Source organism: Halobacillus shinanisalinarum (assembly GCF_022919835.1).
Classification (GTDB): domain Bacteria; phylum Bacillota; class Bacilli; order Bacillales; family Halobacillaceae; genus Halobacillus_A; species Halobacillus_A shinanisalinarum.
Genome location: NZ_CP095074.1, coordinates 1 through 16,651 on the forward strand (window position 1 = coordinate 1; position 16,651 = coordinate 16,651).

Genomic DNA, 16,651 nt, shown 5'->3' on the forward strand with positions numbered 1-16,651 from the left:
TATGGTCACAAGTATATAAATCAGTTATCCTTGGGTTGACAAGACAAGAGGTGATCCAGCATGAAGGCGGTTTTATATTGCCGTGTAAGCACGGCGAAAGAAGCACAAGTTTCATCATTAAAAAGACAGCGGAGCGAATTAATGATGATGGCCGAACATCAATCTTTTGAAGTGGCAGACTGTATTGAAGAACAAGCGAGCGGATATGATATTGAACGTGAAGGGATCTTCCGCTTGCTGAACCATTTTTCAAGTGGAAAAGCAGATGTGCTTATTATTCAAGATGAGACGAGGTTAGGCCGTGGAAACACCAAGATTGCACTTTTCCATCAACTTCAAAAGCTGGGTGTTCGCATTTATTCGTTGTCACACGAAGGCGAACTGCAACTTTCCGAATCTGATTCGATGGTGTTACAGATTGTAGGGATTGTGGAAGAGTACCAGCGCAAAATACATAATATGAAGATTAGGCGAGGAATGAAGAAGGCTGTTGAGAAGGGATATGATCCATCTAAGAACTTATCGAATCAACATCTTGCCCCTGGCAGAGAACGGGTTGATTTTCCAGTTGAAGAAGTCGTCCGTTTAAGAAATAATAAACTAACCTTTAACGAAATCGCAGCGACTCTAAGGGGACTAGGTTACGATGTTTCTAAAGCTACGGTCCATCGTCGGTATCAAGAGTTCGTTACACTTGAAAAACAACAGAAAAATAGGTAATATTGCTATATACAAGGGTCAAATGACGCTTGTGTTTTTCATGGCCAATACCAGGTAAGGAGGTATGTGCAAATGTTAGCAGATGAAAAACTAAAACGGATTAATGAATTAGCTAATAAAGCTAAAGCTGAAGGTTTAAATAAAGCTGAAAAAACGGAGCAGCAAGAACTTCGTCAAGAATATTTAAAGAATGTTCGTAAATCCTTTAAAAATCAGTTGAAAGGTATGACTGTTGTAGACCCAAATGGGAATGACGTTACACCTAAAAAACTGAAAGAAATGCAGGAAAATGAGAAAAAACACTAAATATTAACCCGCACTCATGATGGGTGCGGTTTTTTTGTTTAGCTTTGTGAATCTAGGGAAAAATAGCTGATAGTAGAGAAGATTGTTGAAAAAACAGCAACAAGGCTTGTCACTTGCCCATTTTCATTATAGGATAATACATGATACATATAAGGGAAGACGAAAGGAGAATGTTGACATGGCTTCAAGCCTTGAACAAACATCTATTAATACTATCCGAACACTAACTATTGATGCAGTTGAAAAAGCTCAATCTGGTCATCCTGGAATGCCGATGGGGGCAGCTCCAATGGCTTATACCCTTTGGACGAAATTTATGAACCACAATCCAAGAAATTCACACTGGTTTAACCGTGATCGATTTGTATTATCAGCGGGCCATGGATCTATGCTGTTATATAGTCTCCTGCACCTTTCAGGATATAACGTGACGATAGACGATATAAAATCGTTCCGTCAGTGGGATTCAAAAACGCCCGGTCATCCAGAGGTTCATCATACAGATGGTGTGGAAGCTACCACTGGACCATTAGGCCAGGGGATTTCAATGGCAACGGGAATGGCTATGGCTGAAGCGCATCTAGCTGCAAAGTATAATCGCGAGCAATACAATGTCGTTGATCACTACACTTTTGCGATTTGCGGCGACGGTGATTTAATGGAAGGTGTTTCTCAAGAATCAGCTTCCTTAGCAGGTCACTTAGGCTTAGGGAAACTCGTTGTACTGTATGATTCTAATGATATTTCATTGGATGGGGACCTTGATCGTTCCTTTAGTGAAAGTGTTGAGAAACGTTATGAAGCTTATGGCTGGCAAGTCATTCGTGTAGAGGACGGGACGAATACAGAAGACATTACTAAAGCCATTGAACAAGCAAAACAAAATACTGAACAACCGACAATGATTGAAGTCAAAACAGTGATCGGTTATGGCTCACCTAATAAATCCGGTAAATCTGCTTCCCACGGGGCACCCCTCGGAGAGGAAGAGGTTACAGCAGCAAAAGAACATTATAGCTGGGAGCATGAACCGTTCCACGTCCCTGAAGAAGTATATGAAGATTTCAAAAAGAAAGTACAAGTGACTGGCGAAGAGCAAGAAGCACAGTGGAATGATCTAATGAAACAGTACAAAGAGGCATATCCTGAACTTGGTAAGGAGTTAGAACAAGCCATTAATGGCGAACTTCCTGAAGGATGGCAAGGCAGCCTGCCAACCTTCACTGCAGGAGAAGACAGTCCAGCAACTCGTGCGGCTTCAGGTAAGGTCATTAATTCATTATCTGAAGTTGTGCCTTATTTCTTTGGTGGAAGTGCCGATCTTGCAGGCTCTAACAAAACGACTGTAGAGGGAGAAGAAGACTTCTCACGTGAAAATTATGCAGGTCGTAATGTTTGGTTTGGTGTTCGTGAATTTGCAATGGCCTGTGCGTTAAACGGCATGGCCCTTCATGGTGGGTTGAAAGTTTATGCTGGTACGTTCTTTGTTTTTAGTGACTATCTCCGTCCAGCCTTGCGTTTATCTGCTATTATGAATCTGCCTGTAAACTATGTGTTTACGCATGACTCTGTAGCTGTTGGAGAGGATGGCCCTACCCATGAGCCTGTTGAGCAACTGGCTTCCCTTAGAGCCGTGCCAAACCTTTCCTTAATTCGTCCCGCCGACGGAAACGAGACAACTGCAGCATGGAGAGTTGCTCTTGAGTCAAATACGACTCCAACAGCACTTGTCCTAACTCGTCAAGGCTTGCCGACACTCGAGGGTACAGACGAAAAAGCTTACGAGGGAGTGAAACACGGGGCATACATTCTAAGTGATTCCGATAAACAAACACCTGACGGGATCCTGATGGCCTCTGGTTCTGAAGTGCAGCTAGCTGTACAAGCACAATCTGATCTGAAGACCAAAGGTTATGATGTTCGGGTGGTAAGTATTCCGTCATTTGACCGTTTTAATAATCAAACAAGGGAATATCAAGAAAAAGTATTACCGAATGCAGTGAGAAACCGTCTTGCGATTGAGATGGGAGCATCTTTTGGCTGGGAGCGTTATGTCGGCCTTGATGGCTCTATCATCGGAATCGATACATTCGGCGCATCCGCACCAGGAGAGACTGTTATTAAAAATTACGGTTTTACCGCAGAAAATGTAGTTAAACACGCGGAAAGCTTGATGAATAAATAAATAGAATGGGACTACTGTATATTAATGTACAGTAGTCCGCTTTTAAGTTTTTTCCGTTTTGACAAAAATCGTTGGACTCATAAGCCATATTGTGACAAATTGTTCGCTTGCAGCTCTGTATAATCAGGGACAAGGAGTGATGGAGCTATGCAATTTGTGATCTATGCAATTAAACAAGAAGTGTGTGAACACTATTATTATAAAGTAGAATTGTTAAAACGATTTTTCGAGGAGTGCATTCGTCTCCCTCAGTCAAAATTACATCAAAAACAACTGGATTATATAACCGAAGATTTCTCTTTTAAGGAATGGCTAGGGGATCTCTGCAAGGGGGCCTGGGTAACCCCATTCTCTCAACATAAGAATGGGCATTTATTCAATTATGAACAAAATTATGATATAATCTTAACTGAGAAAAGCTGTTGTCTACTACAGTGTGACAGCCTCTGGCAAGCAGAAAGGGTTCTATTTCAACCACTAAGAATGTGTGATCAAACGTTTTTTATTGTAGAGGAAAACGGCGAGCATTACGGATGGGTTTCCCCTCTTTCAAGTCAGCGTCTGTTATCGTAAAATGCCCTATTGTATTCCTATGAGCATTTTACTATACTGTTATGGGAGACAATACGAAGGAGGAAGACGTTTAAATGACTTTGGGCATAGTATGGGTCATCATCATTGCCGTTTTGGCTCTCATTGGCGGAGTAGCCTTGGGCTTTTTCATAGCGAGAAGATATATGATGAACTATTTAAAGAAGAACCCACCAATTAATGAGCAAATGCTTCGCACAATGATGATGCAAATGGGGCAAAAGCCATCACAGAAGAAAATTAACCAAATGATGCGTTCGATGAATAATCAACAGAATAAATGATAATTGCTAGCCCTTTCTGCCATACATATGGAAGAAAGGGCTTTTGATTGCAATATAGTATCTAGCTATGGACCCTAAATCCCCTGGAATTATCAGGTGGAAAGCCGAAGTCCTTGTAATAGAATAGACAGTCTCCTTCAAGGATTATTCTGTTTTCTCAACAAACGTCAACAGATGTTCACAACTGAATCATCGTTTTTTTGAATTTGGTCTGATACAATAGGATTCGAGTCTAAAGGTGGGGGCGTTATTATGTCAGATATAAATATATTTTTAGCGTTTGGTGCTGGCTTTCTTTCCTTTATATCACCATGTGTTCTTCCTTTGTATCCCGTTTTCCTATCTTACATAACAGGGATGAGCATAAATGAATTAAAAGAAGATAATGGAATGCTTAAGAAGAAGAGCCTCACTCATACCGTATTATTCTTGCTTGGTTTTACGACTATTTTTATAATTTTAGGTTTTTCAGGGTCTTTATTCTCCCAATTTTTCATTCAAAATGAGGAGATTATCCGTCGGGTTGGAGCCATTCTGATCATCTTCTTCGGATTTGTGATCATTGGTGTGTTCAACTTCCGATTTCTAATGAAGGATCGCAAAGTCACTTTTAAAAATCGTCCTACCGGATATCTAGGTTCATTTATTATAGGGCTGACATTTTCACTAGGCTGGACACCTTGTATGGGACCGATCCTGGCTTCCGTATTGGCGCTTGCTGCTGATAACTCGGAGCTATTCCTCGTAATGATGATATCCTACTCTCTAGGTTTTTCTATTCCATTCCTAGTCCTCTCCTTTTTTATCGGGAAATTGGACTGGATCAAACGACATAGCGGTAAAATTATGAAAATCGGTGGATATATTATGATTTTCATGGGGGTTGCTTTGTACTTTGATTGGATGACGAAATTAACTTCCTATCTTGCAGGGTTATTTGGCTTCCAAGGTTTTTAATCAAAATCCATTCATGATGCTGGTTGGGGAACTTTTCGTAGGATGCTCATATACAAGTGTCATCACAACGGGGGAGAACTGGTCAAAGTAAAGGCGCACTTTACCAGTCAAGAGTGCTCCCATTGCGATCACAGAGTGAAAAAATCATTATCCGTTCGTAGGCATGTTTGTAAACATTGTGGAACGGTATTAGATCGTGACCACAATGCCGCCATCAACATAGAAAAAGCTGGACGAAACCAGCTAGGTCTGACTCCAACTGCCTAATAATCACGTGGAAACTGTAGGTCGAGGTCTCGCCCGAACAGTATAAACAACGCCTCTGGAGACTGTGTAAGCCTGGGGTCGTCAAGAACAAAGTAACGGTCGTTGAATGAGGAAATTCGCTTTTACAGGTAGCTCCATCAAAATCTTGGGTTTAGATGGAGAGGCTCACTTAGATGGCAATCCAATGAACTTTGTATTATGATGAACATATTGAAACTTTTTGAAGGAGCTTGATCATGACTAGGACAAACGACTTAATATTACGAACGACGACTTCGATTATTGCTTTTATCCTTCTTGGGTTCTCACTCTATTTATTTTTTGCCGGGCATAACGCTCCTGGTGGAGGTTTTGTTGGTGGTTTGATGGCTGTTGCAGCCCTTGTTCTGATGTATATGGCTTATGGCCTAAATGCTATGGAAAAAGTGATTCGCGTTAACTTTCGCTACATGACTTTTACCGGACTACTTATTGCTGTTGCTACAGGTATAGGCTCGTTTGCGTTTGGGGAACCATTCTTAAGTCAAACTTTTGCTTATTTCCAGCTACCTATCTTAGGGAGAACAGAACTAGCTACAGCTCTATTATTTGATTTAGGAGTATACTTGACGGTAATCGGCATCTCCATGACGATTATCTTAACGGTCGCAAACGATACCGAGTAAGTGTTCGGTAAGGAGGGGCAGACTGAGATGAGCGGTCTCGATGCTCTCCTTCTACTGGTTGTGAAGCTATACGATGAACCGCCTGTGTTAGATGCGATGGAGTTAGTGTTGAATTAAACTTATTATGGGATCGTAAGAAAGAGTGAAATCTTTATGTTTTGGATTATTGCAAGCACAGTGGTAGCTACGTGTATGGCTACGGGAATGATATTTGTCCGGCTTCGGGCAGCTAAAAAGCCTGCGAGTGTAAAGAAAATTATATTACCCCCGCTTTTCATGAGTACGGGGGCATTCATGTTTTTGTTTCCGGTATTTCGCGTGCAATGGAGCCAGGTTGCTGAGGCAGTTTGTGTAGGTATTCTTTTTTCCTTTTTTCTCATCCGTACATCAAAATTTGAAGTGCGGGAGGACAAGATTTATTTAAAGCCGTCAAAAGCGTTCGTCTTTATTTTATTTGGACTACTTATCTTGCGTATTGTACTTAAGCTCATCATAGGGCAGACGATAGCGTTCGGACAAATGAGCGGGATGTTCTTTCTGCTGGCCCTTGGTATGATCATAACATGGCGTTTAGCCATGCTCAGACAATACCTACAATTGGAAAGAACATTATAACTACTTATTTAGCCTCTTGACTATGTCAGGAGGCTTTTGAACTCGTTCAATTTTAAAAAGATCGTGCCCCCGAAATGGCACGATCTTTTTAGCGATCAAATAAAGGCTGGTATGGTGTAATGTCAATTTCTTTTTCGTTAAGCTTTTTGATTAAAAATTTATGATCACGTTTAGGTGTAGCAAGAATATAACCTTCTATGATGACGTCTTGTGTGATCTTGGAGCATTTCTTTTCTATGGCCACTTGTCCAATTCTTCCGGCAATTTTCTGTTTAGCAATGTCTCGGAATAACTCGGGAACAGGGGAAACAAGTTCTTCAAGCAATGCTTTTTGTTCTGGTTTCCACATATGGATTGTCCGCTCTATATAATATTCTTCCCAATCAATTGTTGATTTTCCATCTTCTTTTGGCATTCGCTTAAGGAACTTGCGAAACATGAAAAACCCGCCAATTCCCATAAGCGTGACCATGATGACAATCCACCCGACAATAAATAGGGCAAAGCCACCTGACATATTATCACCTGTTTCATCATTTAAATAGTTTAACATTGCTTACATTTATAATTATAAAAGCTTCGGTAAGGAAAGACAAGAAGAAGTGTGAGCTTTTATGTGGCGCCATGAGAGGAGAATTGTCGAAGTCATCAAAAGCATGTCTAAATATTTTACATATGAATCGTTTTCATTTAAAATAAAGGGTGCATATTTGTGAACTTTTATAAAAAAGGGTGCAAATGAACATTTTTTTGGGGAATGGGGAAGCTGATACACAGCCTCGCCGTTTAATTTTGATGAGGAGGTAAAGGAATATGGCTAGCAATGCATTTAATGCTCGCAAACAATTTGACTTAAATGGCAAAACGTACAACTATTACGATCTAAAAGCCTTAGAAGATGCGGGACATGGCAAGATTTCCCGTCTGCCTTTCTCCATTCGTATTCTGCTTGAATCTCTGCTTCGTCAGCATGATGGACGTGTGATTCATGATGGTCACGTAGAGAGTCTAGCAAACTGGGGAACTAGTAAATCAAAAGGGGAAGATGTTCCATTTAAACCTTCCCGTGTAATTTTACAAGACTTCACTGGTGTTCCGGCAGTTGTCGATCTTGCTTCACTTCGTAAAGCAATGGTTGATATGGGAGGAAGCCCTGATGAAATCAACCCAGAAGTACCCGTAGATCTAGTTATTGACCATTCTGTACAGGTTGATAAATATGGTACAGCTGACTCGTTGAATACAAATATGGAGCTTGAATTCGAACGAAATCAAGAACGCTATGAATTTCTACACTGGGCTCAAAAAGCGTTTAATAACTATCGTGCTGTTCCACCAGCAACGGGTATCGTTCACCAGGTAAACTTAGAATACATTGCAAATGTCGTTCATGCGAAAGAGAACGATGAAGGTACTGTTGATACTTACCCTGATACATTAGTTGGGACAGACTCCCATACGACAATGATTAATGGTCTTGGCGTGCTTGGATGGGGCGTTGGCGGCATCGAAGCGGAAGCTGGCATGTTGGGGCAACCTTCCTACTTTCCTGCACCTGAGGTTATTGGCGTGAAACTTAACGGAAGTTTCCCGCAAGGAACAACAGCTACTGACTTAGCGTTAAAAGTTACACAAAAGCTAAGAGAACAAAACGTTGTTGGTAAATTTGTTGAATTCTTCGGACCTGGTTTGCAGGAAATGCCGCTTGCTGATCGTGCGACGATCTCAAACATGGCACCAGAGTATGGCGCTACGTGCGGTTTCTTCCCGGTTGACGGCGAATCTCTAGAATACATGCGTTTAACAGGACGCAGTGAAGAGCAAATTGACCTTGTTGAAAAATATTGTAAAGAAAACAATCTTTGGTATGACCCATCTCTAGAAGATCCTGAATTCACATCATTGGTTGAAATTGAATTAAGTGACCTTGAGCCAAACTTATCTGGTCCTAAGCGTCCACAAGACTTAATTCCGCTTTCTCAAATGAAAGAGTCCTTTACTAAAGCAATTACTGGACCAGCTGGAAACCACGGGTTTGGCTTAGACAAGTCAGAGTTTGACAAAGAAGCAGAAGTTGAATTTGCAAATGGCAAGAAAGCAGTTATGAAAACAGGTGCTTTAGCCATTGCCGCCATCACTTCTTGTACCAACACTTCTAACCCGCACGTGATGCTAGGTGCAGGATTAGTTGCTAAAAAGGCAATTGAAAAAGGCCTTGATGTGCCTGAATATGTGAAGACATCACTGGCCCCAGGTTCCAAAGTTGTTACACGTTACCTTGAAGATGCGGGATTAATGACGTACTTGAATCAATTAGGCTTTAACTTAGTAGGATACGGCTGTACAACTTGTATCGGGAACTCCGGTCCATTGCTTCCTGAGATTGAAAAGGCGATTGCTGATAATGATTTAACAGCATCTTCTGTTCTCTCTGGTAACCGTAACTTTGAAGGTCGTATTCACCCGCTTGTCAAAGCAAACTATTTAGCTTCTCCGCCACTAGTTGTTGCTTATGCACTAGCTGGAACGGTTGATATCGATCTCAAGAAGGAAGCGCTTGGTACTGATAAAGATGGTAAGCCAGTATACTTCGACGATATTTGGCCAACACAAGAGGAAATCAAAGCTGAGATCTCTCGCGCGGTTACGCCTGAAATTTTCCGTAAAGAGTATGAGAATGTCTTCAATTCGAACGAAAAATGGAATGAGATCGACACGACAGATGAGCCTTTATATGATTGGAACGACAATTCTACGTATATCCAGAACCCGCCGTTCTTTGAAGAATTATCTCGTGATCCAGAAACTGTTAAACCTCTAAATGGCATGCGCGTTGTTGGTAAGTTTGGTGATTCCGTAACAACTGACCACATTTCTCCAGCAGGTGCAATTCCTAAAGATATGCCGGCAGGGGAATACCTTCAGGAGAATAACGTGTCACCTCGTAACTTCAACTCTTACGGCTCACGCCGAGGGAATCATGAAGTAATGATGCGTGGTACGTTTGGTAACATCCGTATCCGCAACGGATTAGCTCCAGAGACAGAAGGTGGCTTCACAACGTACTGGCCTACCGAGGAAGTGATGCCTATTTACACAGCAGCTATGAAATACAAAGAGGACCAAACGCCTCTAGTTGTTATTGCTGGTAATGATTACGGCATGGGAAGCTCTCGTGACTGGGCAGCTAAAGGAACAGACCTTCTAGGAATTAAAACGGTTATTGCTCAAAGCTTTGAGCGTATTCACCGTTCAAACCTTGTGATGATGGGTGTTCTTCCATTGCAGTTCAAAGAAGGAGATACGATTGAATCTCTAGGATTAACAGGGCGTGAAACGATTGATGTTCAAGTGGATGAATCTGTTAAGCCTCATGATCTTGTAAAAGTAACTGCAACAGACGAAGAGGGCAATAAGAAGGAATTCGATGTTGTTGCTCGTTTCGATAGTGAGGTAGAGGTGGATTACTATCGCCATGGTGGAATTCTTCAAATGGTGCTACGTAACAAATTAAACTAAATTATTATCTTCAGGCCGCTCTTCATGAGCGGCCTTTTAATATGTGTACAATCCTTTCCATATGACATTTTTTCAAACAATGGGTCTGACTGCTTTACAAGACATTGTAAACATCTATATTGTTATGTATAAAGGTAAAGTGGTTTATAGTTTGTACGCCTTATAAAGTTAAATTTTATAGCTAGTAAAGGCATGTCTGCTCTCTTAGATTGATATGTATAAAAAGGGGATCCTTTTATTGCTTTTTTGGACTTCTAAAAAGGGTGGTTGAGAATGATTAAACAAATCGGAGCAGGACTTTTTTTAATGGTGTTAATAGGTATTGTTGTGTTTAATGTTTTTAATGAGGATAGGGAAGGGTCTTCAGAGGGTGAGGTGGTCGAATATAACGTTACAGGCGATGCTTCACAGGAAGGGACAAGCATCACACCGCCCAACGCTCCGGATGGCCTTAAAGTAGGTGATAAAGCTCCTGATTTCACTTTAAAGACCCTTGAAGGAGAGACTTTACGTTTATCCGATTTACGTGGACAGAAGGTGATGTTAAACTTTTGGGCAACATGGTGCCCCCATGTCGTGAAGAAATGCCTAGAATGGAAAAGTTTCAGCAAGAATACGGTGACGAAGTTCAAATTGTGGCTGTGAATGCAACAGGTTCTGAAAGCGGTATAAAAAAAGTGAGAAACTATATAGAAGATGGTGGATATACTTTTCCAGTCGTATTAGACAAAGAGCTTAATGTAAACAACGATTATCAGGCGATTGCCCTTCCGACTACATACTTCATCGGGACTGATGGTGTCATTCAACAGCCACGCAAGGTTGGACCGATGAGTTATGATTTTATGCTGGAAATGAAGAATGCGTTAAATTAGGAATATTTTGTTTTGAACATGGGAATCCTTTCATAACAAAAGGAGCGATTCTTATGAGAAGAAAACAAAAGATAACTTATAGTGAGCGCGTTCAGGAGAATATCCGGTTAATTAAAGCTGACCAAAAGCTGCTTGACCAAATTGATGAACGGATTGAACAACGTCATCACAACCGTATAAAGCAGATCCCTTCATAAAACAGGGGATCTGCTTTTTTGCTTTTGTAATGGGCATGTTAATCTACATAAGAAATAGACTATGATAAAATTGAAAAGTGATGATGGAAGGAAGTGAAGCCGTGGATAAATCAATTAAAACGTGGAGCAGCCTTGATCAAGAACCACAGATTACAGAAATTGAAGCATTGCGTTTGATGAATAATGAGGAAATTATGGATGGAGAAATAAAAGCACTCCTTTATATTGTCCTCGCCTATCATCGGATGAAGCGACATAAAAACAAGGATCCACTTGCCGATCAATTTATTGATGAAGCACGGGTGATCGATCCTGACAATTCTTTAGTTCGTGACTTATATGAGTCGATCCAGCTCCTTAAAGCTTATACATTGTTAAAGGAAACACCATATGAACAATGGATCCTTCATGAAACCGATCATGATTCCGCAAAAGGGAAAAAAGCGCAGGTCATGTATGATGAAGTGGAGGTTGTACAACAGCAATGGAATGAAGAGCTTGCAACTAAAAATATGGTTGATGCGACAAGCCGCCGTCTCAAATTGTATCAAGAAGTCTATGAGCACTTATCATCTTTAAAAGAAATATTAGCAGAAGCACTCGATTCAATTGAACATCGGCGTATTCATATCCCGGTTAAACAAGTAAATGAGAAAACAAGAAAACTCACTGAATACCAAGATGAATTGTATAAACGTCTTCCACATTTTTTAACAATATCAGTAAATGAGAATCCACTTGAGTCCTTTGACCAGATGGTGGGCTTATCCGATGTGAAGAAGTATATTAAGCATTATTATCAGTTTTTAAAATATCAACAACATCGGCGTCATATCGGGTTCTCTATGGTGGATGACCCTGGCCTTCACATGATTATTACTGGAAACCCTGGTACAGGGAAAACAACGATCGCTAGATTCCTGGCGAACATTTATTATGAACTCGGGATCCTGGATACAAAAGAGGTGGTTGAAGTCAATCGTTCCCATCTTGTTGGTTCATATGTAGGGCAAAGTGAAGAAAATACAATGAATTATGTTCAGCAAGCTGTCGGTGGTGTTCTTTTTATTGACGAAGCCTATAGTTTGAAGCGAGAAGGCCAGACAGGAAATGATTATGGACAAGCTGTTATCGATACTCTCGTATCTGCCATGACCGGTAAGGAATATGGCGGTAAATTCGCCGTTATTTTAGCTGGTTATCCTGAAGAAATGCGGCAGTTTCTTTGGTCAAACCCAGGTCTTCGCAGCAGATTTCCAGAACAAAATCACATTGAACTGCCAGATTATCAGCTTAATGAGCTTCTGCAAATCGCTGAGGATGCGGCGCTTGAGAATGACTTTTTCTTTACTGAACAGGCGCTAAGATTGTTTGAATCCCTTATTGAGAAAGAACGCGTGGATGATTCATTTGGAAATGCACGAACTGTTCGCAACCTCGTATTGAAAACGATCTTTCAAAAGGGGGCTTCCGAACAGCTCGAAGATAAGCAACATTGGTTAGATCACATGAGAATAAATGAGCAGGATTTAAACTTTGAAGAAACAAATGATCACGACTCCGTTTCACCTATAGATCGACTTCATTCCCTTATTGGATTGAACAGTGTGAAAGAAGAAGTTGAGAAACTCTCTTCCTTTGTTCAGGCCCAACAGAAGAGGAAAAAGCTAGGGTATCCAGTCGTACCGATTCAGCTTCATTCGGTATTCTCCGGGAACCCTGGTACGGGTAAGACCACTGTGGCCGACATTTATGCACAGATTCTAAAGAAATGTGGTCTTTTGAAACGTGGACATATGGTGGTAGCCTCAAGAAGTGATCTCGTTGCGGGATACGTTGGCCAAACAGCAATGAAAACGAAACGTAAAGTACGTGAAGCTCTCGGCGGTGTATTGTTTATCGATGAAGCCTATGCTTTATATAATGGTGGACGTGATGACTTTGGGAAAGAAGCGATCGAAACCCTCGTTGATGAGATGACACGTCATAATGAAAACTTGGTCGTCATCTTGGCTGGGTATAAGCAGGAAATCAGACAATTGATCGCCAGCAACCCTGGATTATCTTCTCGATTTAAAAAGTATTTAACTTTTCCTGACTATGATGAACACGAGCTCTTGGACATGCTTGTTTACCAAACAGGCCAATATGGCTATCAACTTGGAGACAATGTTGAACAGCTTCTATTAGATTTATTTCAATCGCATGAAATAGAGGGAAATGGGAGGTTCATCAATAATTTAGTTAATGAAGCAATCCAATATCAAGCGATTCGTCTAATAGATAAGGAAGAAGATGACTGGCATACCATCACGCATAATGACATTACAAATGCTTGGCACATTGTTCGGAGGGAGGCTTAAGAATGAAAATAAACGAAACCCCAATTAACGTTCGCTACCAGGAAACAGACATGATGGGGGTAGTCTACCACGCCAATTATTTAGTTTGGTTTGAAATCGGTCGGACAGCCTTTATTGAGGATCTGGGTTATAAATATCACGAAATTGAGCAGCAAGGAGTTTATTCTCCAGTCGTAGATGTAACGATCAACTATAAAAACCCTGTTCGCTACGGGGATGATGTCCATGTCGTTACATGGATCGACGATTATGATGGTCTGAGAATTACGTACGGCTATGAAGTAAGGTATGAGGAGGGGGAAGTAGCTGTTAAAGGTACGACGAAGCATGTCATCGTTAAACAGGACAGCTTTCGGCCGGTATCCATTCGCAGAAGTTTCCCTGACTGGCATGAAGCCTATGTGCAGGCAATGGAGTCTTCAAAATAAATGGCTTTTGGTGTGAAAAGACAGGAGCTGCAAAAGTGGAAGAGCCAAGTTCTAAACGGGGAAATTGCTTTTCTGACACATTATTGGCTTGACGATAGATTTCCCGGCTGTGATACAGTAACCAAGGTAGGATGTACGAATCTAGATAAGCTGGCTGCCTGGGGGGAACGATACAATCTACAGAAAGCGTGGATTCACAACGATCCTAACTTTCCGCATTTTGATCTTTTTGGTGAGAGGCAATATGATATTTTACAAAAAGAAGAACAATGGGAACAAATTAAGCGATTTTCCTTAGCAAAATAAGACACCCTCTTATGATGGTGTCTTATTTTCATTCATATTCAAATTCCGGTTCATCCCATTTTTCACTGAGCAGTACTTTTAATGAATGGTTATCAAAGTACCATTCATCGGTTTCTTCAACGAAATATTCGACTTGATTGACTTTCGTCGAGGCGATAGGTTCTTGTTTTACGTCTTCGCGAATAGCCAGAGAGAACCCTGGTTGCAATCCCCCAACTCCTCCATAGCGTACATAAAAGCGGATGGATGTCTCTCCCTCTATATCTAGTTCATTCTCATACCACTTAGCTGCTTCTTCTGTTACATGTAAATTCATGGACTCATCTCCTAAATATACATCGTGTAATTGTTGTCTATCCCTAACCAAATCATCTTAAACATCAATGAAAGAAAATATCCCGTCCTTTAGCGGTCTGGAACATCTTTATGGTGATCGTTCTTTAAGGGAACGGGATCAAAACCACCCTTATGAAAAGGATGACACTTACACACACGTATTATTGTTAAATAGGTTCCTTTTAAAAAGCCAAATCGCCTTAATGATTCGATCCCATATTCGGAACAAGTCGGCTGGAAGCGGCAGCTCGGCGGGGTCATAGGGCTTATGAACTTACGATAAAACGTAATCAGACCAATCAGGAGTTGCTTCATAAAACCACCTTATTCAGCAGAATCTTCCCGCTTTTTATCATAACTTAAGGTTGCCACCGCATCATGTAAATGAATGGACTCCTCATTACGACAGCTTACTTCAAATGCTTCAACAAAATCATATTCGTATAAATCAGCAGCAACTAAGCGTACGATGTCCTCGACGAAGCGGGGGTTTTCATAAGCTTGTTCTGTTACCATTTTCTCATCTGGACGTTTTAATACAGGGTGAATCCGGGCACTTGCATTACTTTCAGCAGCATCAAGCAATACGGCTTTCCAGTCAACTTGCTGTTCATCAAAGTCTTCTGTTAATTTCACGCTCATCGTAACATTTCCTCGTTGATTATGAGCACTGTATTCGCTGATTTCCTTAGAGCAAGGGCACAGTGTCGTAATTTTGCCCGTCAGTTCAACGGTAATATCATAACCTGTTGCTTGATCATAAAGCACTTTAATCGTAGCATCCGCATGGTTCATGCCGGTTAGATCAGAAAAAGGGCCTTTTCTTTCAAAGAACCAGGGGAAAGATACTTCAACTTCAGAATCTCCCTGTTTTAATCGACCTGCAAGTTCTTTTGTAAACTTCTTCAGAGTTTCTATATCAATCGCAAAGCCTTCATTGTGGTATTTATCGAGCTGTTCAGTAAATCGGCTCATGTTTGTTCCTTTACTTCCTTGAGCAATTGACGATCCAAAAGAGAACGTTCCGATCGTCGTTTGAATTTGTGGGGCGAGCTGGCTGGGGATTTGAATCGGGTGTTTTACATTTGAGATCCCAACCATATCGATATTGAATAAGAAATCTTCTCTGAAATTTTGTAAGTCGGCCATTTTATCTTTTTCTTCTGGTTTCGTACGAGGACCTGGGTCTACTGATCCGAATAGTTTATGTCGTTCCTTCTTAGAAGGGAGTTGTTTGTTTTTGTTTAATTCGGTTTTGTTCATAGCTATGACTCCTTTTTATCCTTCTTTATACGACAAAGTATACAATATGTGACATTAATTATACAATTTAATGCTTTGCGTGTCTCTTTTATCCAAAAAAGAAAAGCCTACAACATGTATCATGTCATAGACTGTGCCTACATCCATGTAATTCTAGGTTCTGTTTTGTTGATGATTCGTTTAATATTTGCTAGGTGACGGTAGATTACAAACATAGTTAAAAGCATGATGAGAATAGACAGGCCATAGTCTTGAAATAGAATGGAAACAACTACAGCGACAATCCCCGTGACCATAGAAGATAACGATACATATTTGCTGATATAAAGAACCAGGAAGAAGGTAGCGAGAATAATGACAAAAATAATAGGGTTGATTCCTAGAACGACCCGCCAGACGTTGCTACAGCTTTTCCACCTTTGAATCCGGCAAACACCGGATACATGTGCCCCAAAACAGCAAATATTCCAACTACAAGAGTGATGACGTCTGCTCCCATAAAGAAGGGGAGAGCCGTTGCAATCGTTCCTTTTAATATATCAGCGCTGGTAACAAGCAATCCTGCTTTAACCCCTAATACACGAAAGGTGTTTGTTCCTCCAAGATTTCCGCTTCCATGTTCACGAATATCAATACCATAGCCTACTTTACCAACAATTAGACCTGAGGGAATTGCTCCAAGTAAGTAAGCAATGAGGATGTAAATGGCGTAATCCATAGTGTACAACTCCTTAAGTCCTTCTTATCGAAGTGGTTCTTATAATAAGTTTATCA

Annotated in this window: 17 protein-coding genes and 3 pseudogenes; 15 read left to right on the forward strand and 5 right to left on the reverse strand. The window is 40.9% G+C overall.

What is annotated here, in order from left to right; translation table 11 throughout:
• Window positions 1-60: 60 nt before the first annotated feature.
• The 9 genes and pseudogenes from MUO14_RS00005 to MUO14_RS00045 all read left to right on the forward strand — a co-directional run bounded on the left by MUO14_RS00005 (window position 61) and on the right by MUO14_RS00045 (window position 6,590).
• Window positions 61-720, forward strand: a complete 660-nt coding sequence (locus tag MUO14_RS00005; protein ID WP_244753034.1) for a YneB family resolvase-like protein — start codon at window positions 61-63, stop codon at window positions 718-720.
• 72 nt (window positions 721-792) lie between these two features.
• The gene (locus tag MUO14_RS00010; protein ID WP_244753035.1) at window positions 793-1,026 is read left to right on the forward strand and encodes a DUF896 domain-containing protein; all 234 of its coding nucleotides are present in this window, start codon (window positions 793-795) and stop codon (window positions 1,024-1,026) included.
• A gap of 178 nt (window positions 1,027-1,204) precedes the next feature.
• Window positions 1,205-3,211, forward strand: coding sequence for a transketolase (gene tkt / locus MUO14_RS00015; protein ID WP_244753036.1), 2,007 nt, complete (start codon window positions 1,205-1,207; stop codon window positions 3,209-3,211).
• 147 nt (window positions 3,212-3,358) lie between these two features.
• Window positions 3,359-3,784: a sporulation inhibitor of replication protein SirA gene (gene sirA, locus MUO14_RS00020; RefSeq protein WP_244753037.1), complete on the forward strand. Its 426-nt coding sequence runs from the start codon at window positions 3,359-3,361 to the stop codon at window positions 3,782-3,784.
• Between the two features lie 74 nt (window positions 3,785-3,858).
• Window positions 3,859-4,086, forward strand: coding sequence for a YneF family protein (locus MUO14_RS00025; protein WP_396265782.1), 228 nt, complete (start codon window positions 3,859-3,861; stop codon window positions 4,084-4,086).
• A 252-nt stretch (window positions 4,087-4,338) separates the two neighbouring features.
• Entirely contained in the window at window positions 4,339-5,043 is a 705-nt protein-coding gene (locus MUO14_RS00030) for a cytochrome c biogenesis CcdA family protein (protein WP_244753038.1), read from the forward strand.
• Window positions 5,044-5,310, forward strand: a pseudogene (locus MUO14_RS00035) (RNA-guided endonuclease InsQ/TnpB family protein); the annotation flags it as partial. It abuts the gene before it with no gap.
• A 236-nt stretch (window positions 5,311-5,546) separates the two neighbouring features.
• Complete coding sequence (locus tag MUO14_RS00040) at window positions 5,547-5,975, forward strand: Na(+)/H(+) antiporter subunit B (RefSeq protein WP_244753039.1); 429 nt, start codon at window positions 5,547-5,549, stop codon at window positions 5,973-5,975.
• A 153-nt stretch (window positions 5,976-6,128) separates the two neighbouring features.
• Entirely contained in the window at window positions 6,129-6,590 is a 462-nt protein-coding gene (locus MUO14_RS00045) for a CcdC family protein (RefSeq protein WP_244753040.1), read from the forward strand.
• A gap of 88 nt (window positions 6,591-6,678) precedes the next feature.
• On the opposite strand, the gene MUO14_RS00050 is transcribed toward MUO14_RS00045, so the two are convergent.
• The gene (locus tag MUO14_RS00050) at window positions 6,679-7,107 is read right to left on the reverse strand and encodes a DUF2621 domain-containing protein (protein WP_244755744.1); all 429 of its coding nucleotides are present in this window, start codon (window positions 7,105-7,107) and stop codon (window positions 6,679-6,681) included.
• Window positions 7,108-7,403: 296 nt separating this feature from the next.
• Here MUO14_RS00050 and acnA point away from each other — a divergent pair, with 296 nt between their 5' ends.
• From acnA to MUO14_RS00080, 6 genes and pseudogenes are all read left to right on the forward strand, one after another.
• Window positions 7,404-10,109, forward strand: coding sequence for an aconitate hydratase AcnA (gene acnA / locus MUO14_RS00055; RefSeq protein WP_244753041.1), 2,706 nt, complete (start codon window positions 7,404-7,406; stop codon window positions 10,107-10,109).
• A 306-nt stretch (window positions 10,110-10,415) separates the two neighbouring features.
• A pseudogene (locus tag MUO14_RS00060) lies at window positions 10,416-10,984 on the forward strand (peroxiredoxin family protein).
• 53 nt (window positions 10,985-11,037) lie between these two features.
• Window positions 11,038-11,181 (forward strand): FbpB family small basic protein, encoded by a 144-nt coding sequence (locus MUO14_RS00065; RefSeq protein ID WP_244753042.1) that lies wholly within the window; start codon window positions 11,038-11,040, stop codon window positions 11,179-11,181.
• A gap of 101 nt (window positions 11,182-11,282) precedes the next feature.
• Window positions 11,283-13,544, forward strand: a complete 2,262-nt coding sequence (locus MUO14_RS00070; protein WP_244753043.1) for an AAA family ATPase — start codon at window positions 11,283-11,285, stop codon at window positions 13,542-13,544.
• Window positions 13,545-13,546: 2 nt separating this feature from the next.
• Window positions 13,547-13,972 carry an acyl-CoA thioesterase gene (locus MUO14_RS00075; RefSeq protein ID WP_244753044.1) on the forward strand — a complete coding sequence of 142 codons (426 nt, stop codon included), beginning with the start codon at window positions 13,547-13,549 and terminating at the stop codon, window positions 13,970-13,972.
• Window positions 13,973-14,278, forward strand: a complete 306-nt coding sequence (locus MUO14_RS00080; protein ID WP_244753045.1) for a hypothetical protein — start codon at window positions 13,973-13,975, stop codon at window positions 14,276-14,278.
• Window positions 14,279-14,306: 28 nt separating this feature from the next.
• On the opposite strand, the gene MUO14_RS00085 is transcribed toward MUO14_RS00080, so the two are convergent.
• The 4 genes and pseudogenes from MUO14_RS00085 to plsY form a co-directional block, all read right to left on the reverse strand.
• On the reverse strand, window positions 14,307-14,594 hold the full coding sequence (locus MUO14_RS00085) for a HesB/YadR/YfhF family protein (protein ID WP_244753046.1): 288 nt from the start codon (window positions 14,592-14,594) through the stop codon (window positions 14,307-14,309).
• A gap of 89 nt (window positions 14,595-14,683) precedes the next feature.
• On the reverse strand, window positions 14,684-14,929 hold the full coding sequence (yidD, locus tag MUO14_RS00090) for a membrane protein insertion efficiency factor YidD (RefSeq protein ID WP_244753047.1): 246 nt from the start codon (window positions 14,927-14,929) through the stop codon (window positions 14,684-14,686).
• Window positions 14,930-14,938: 9 nt separating this feature from the next.
• A complete protein-coding gene (folE2, locus tag MUO14_RS00095; RefSeq protein ID WP_244753048.1) occupies window positions 14,939-15,877 on the reverse strand; it encodes a GTP cyclohydrolase FolE2 in 939 nt (312 codons plus the stop codon).
• 137 nt (window positions 15,878-16,014) lie between these two features.
• A pseudogene (plsY, locus tag MUO14_RS00100) lies at window positions 16,015-16,595 on the reverse strand (glycerol-3-phosphate 1-O-acyltransferase PlsY).
• Window positions 16,596-16,651 lie beyond the last annotated feature (56 nt).

Coding starts and splice junctions, on each gene's coding strand:
- MUO14_RS00040 (WP_244753039.1), top strand. CDS start 5,547: ATGACTAGGACAAACGACTTAATATTACGAACGACGACTTCGATTATT.
- MUO14_RS00010 (WP_244753035.1), top strand. CDS start 793: ATGTTAGCAGATGAAAAACTAAAACGGATTAATGAATTAGCTAATAAA.
- MUO14_RS00080 (WP_244753045.1), top strand. CDS start 13,973: ATGGCTTTTGGTGTGAAAAGACAGGAGCTGCAAAAGTGGAAGAGCCAA.
- MUO14_RS00005 (WP_244753034.1), top strand. CDS start 61: ATGAAGGCGGTTTTATATTGCCGTGTAAGCACGGCGAAAGAAGCACAA.
- folE2 (WP_244753048.1), bottom strand. CDS start 15,877: ATGAACAAAACCGAATTAAACAAAAACAAACAACTCCCTTCTAAGAAG.
- sirA (WP_244753037.1), top strand. CDS start 3,359: ATGCAATTTGTGATCTATGCAATTAAACAAGAAGTGTGTGAACACTAT.
- MUO14_RS00030 (WP_244753038.1), top strand. CDS start 4,339: ATGTCAGATATAAATATATTTTTAGCGTTTGGTGCTGGCTTTCTTTCC.
- MUO14_RS00045 (WP_244753040.1), top strand. CDS start 6,129: ATGTTTTGGATTATTGCAAGCACAGTGGTAGCTACGTGTATGGCTACG.
- MUO14_RS00050 (WP_244755744.1), bottom strand. CDS start 7,107: ATGTCAGGTGGCTTTGCCCTATTTATTGTCGGGTGGATTGTCATCATG.
- MUO14_RS00075 (WP_244753044.1), top strand. CDS start 13,547: ATGAAAATAAACGAAACCCCAATTAACGTTCGCTACCAGGAAACAGAC.
- MUO14_RS00025 (WP_396265782.1), top strand. CDS start 3,859: ATGACTTTGGGCATAGTATGGGTCATCATCATTGCCGTTTTGGCTCTC.
- MUO14_RS00065 (WP_244753042.1), top strand. CDS start 11,038: ATGAGAAGAAAACAAAAGATAACTTATAGTGAGCGCGTTCAGGAGAAT.
- yidD (WP_244753047.1), bottom strand. CDS start 14,929: ATGAAGCAACTCCTGATTGGTCTGATTACGTTTTATCGTAAGTTCATA.
- tkt (WP_244753036.1), top strand. CDS start 1,205: ATGGCTTCAAGCCTTGAACAAACATCTATTAATACTATCCGAACACTA.
- acnA (WP_244753041.1), top strand. CDS start 7,404: ATGGCTAGCAATGCATTTAATGCTCGCAAACAATTTGACTTAAATGGC.
- MUO14_RS00085 (WP_244753046.1), bottom strand. CDS start 14,594: ATGAATTTACATGTAACAGAAGAAGCAGCTAAGTGGTATGAGAATGAA.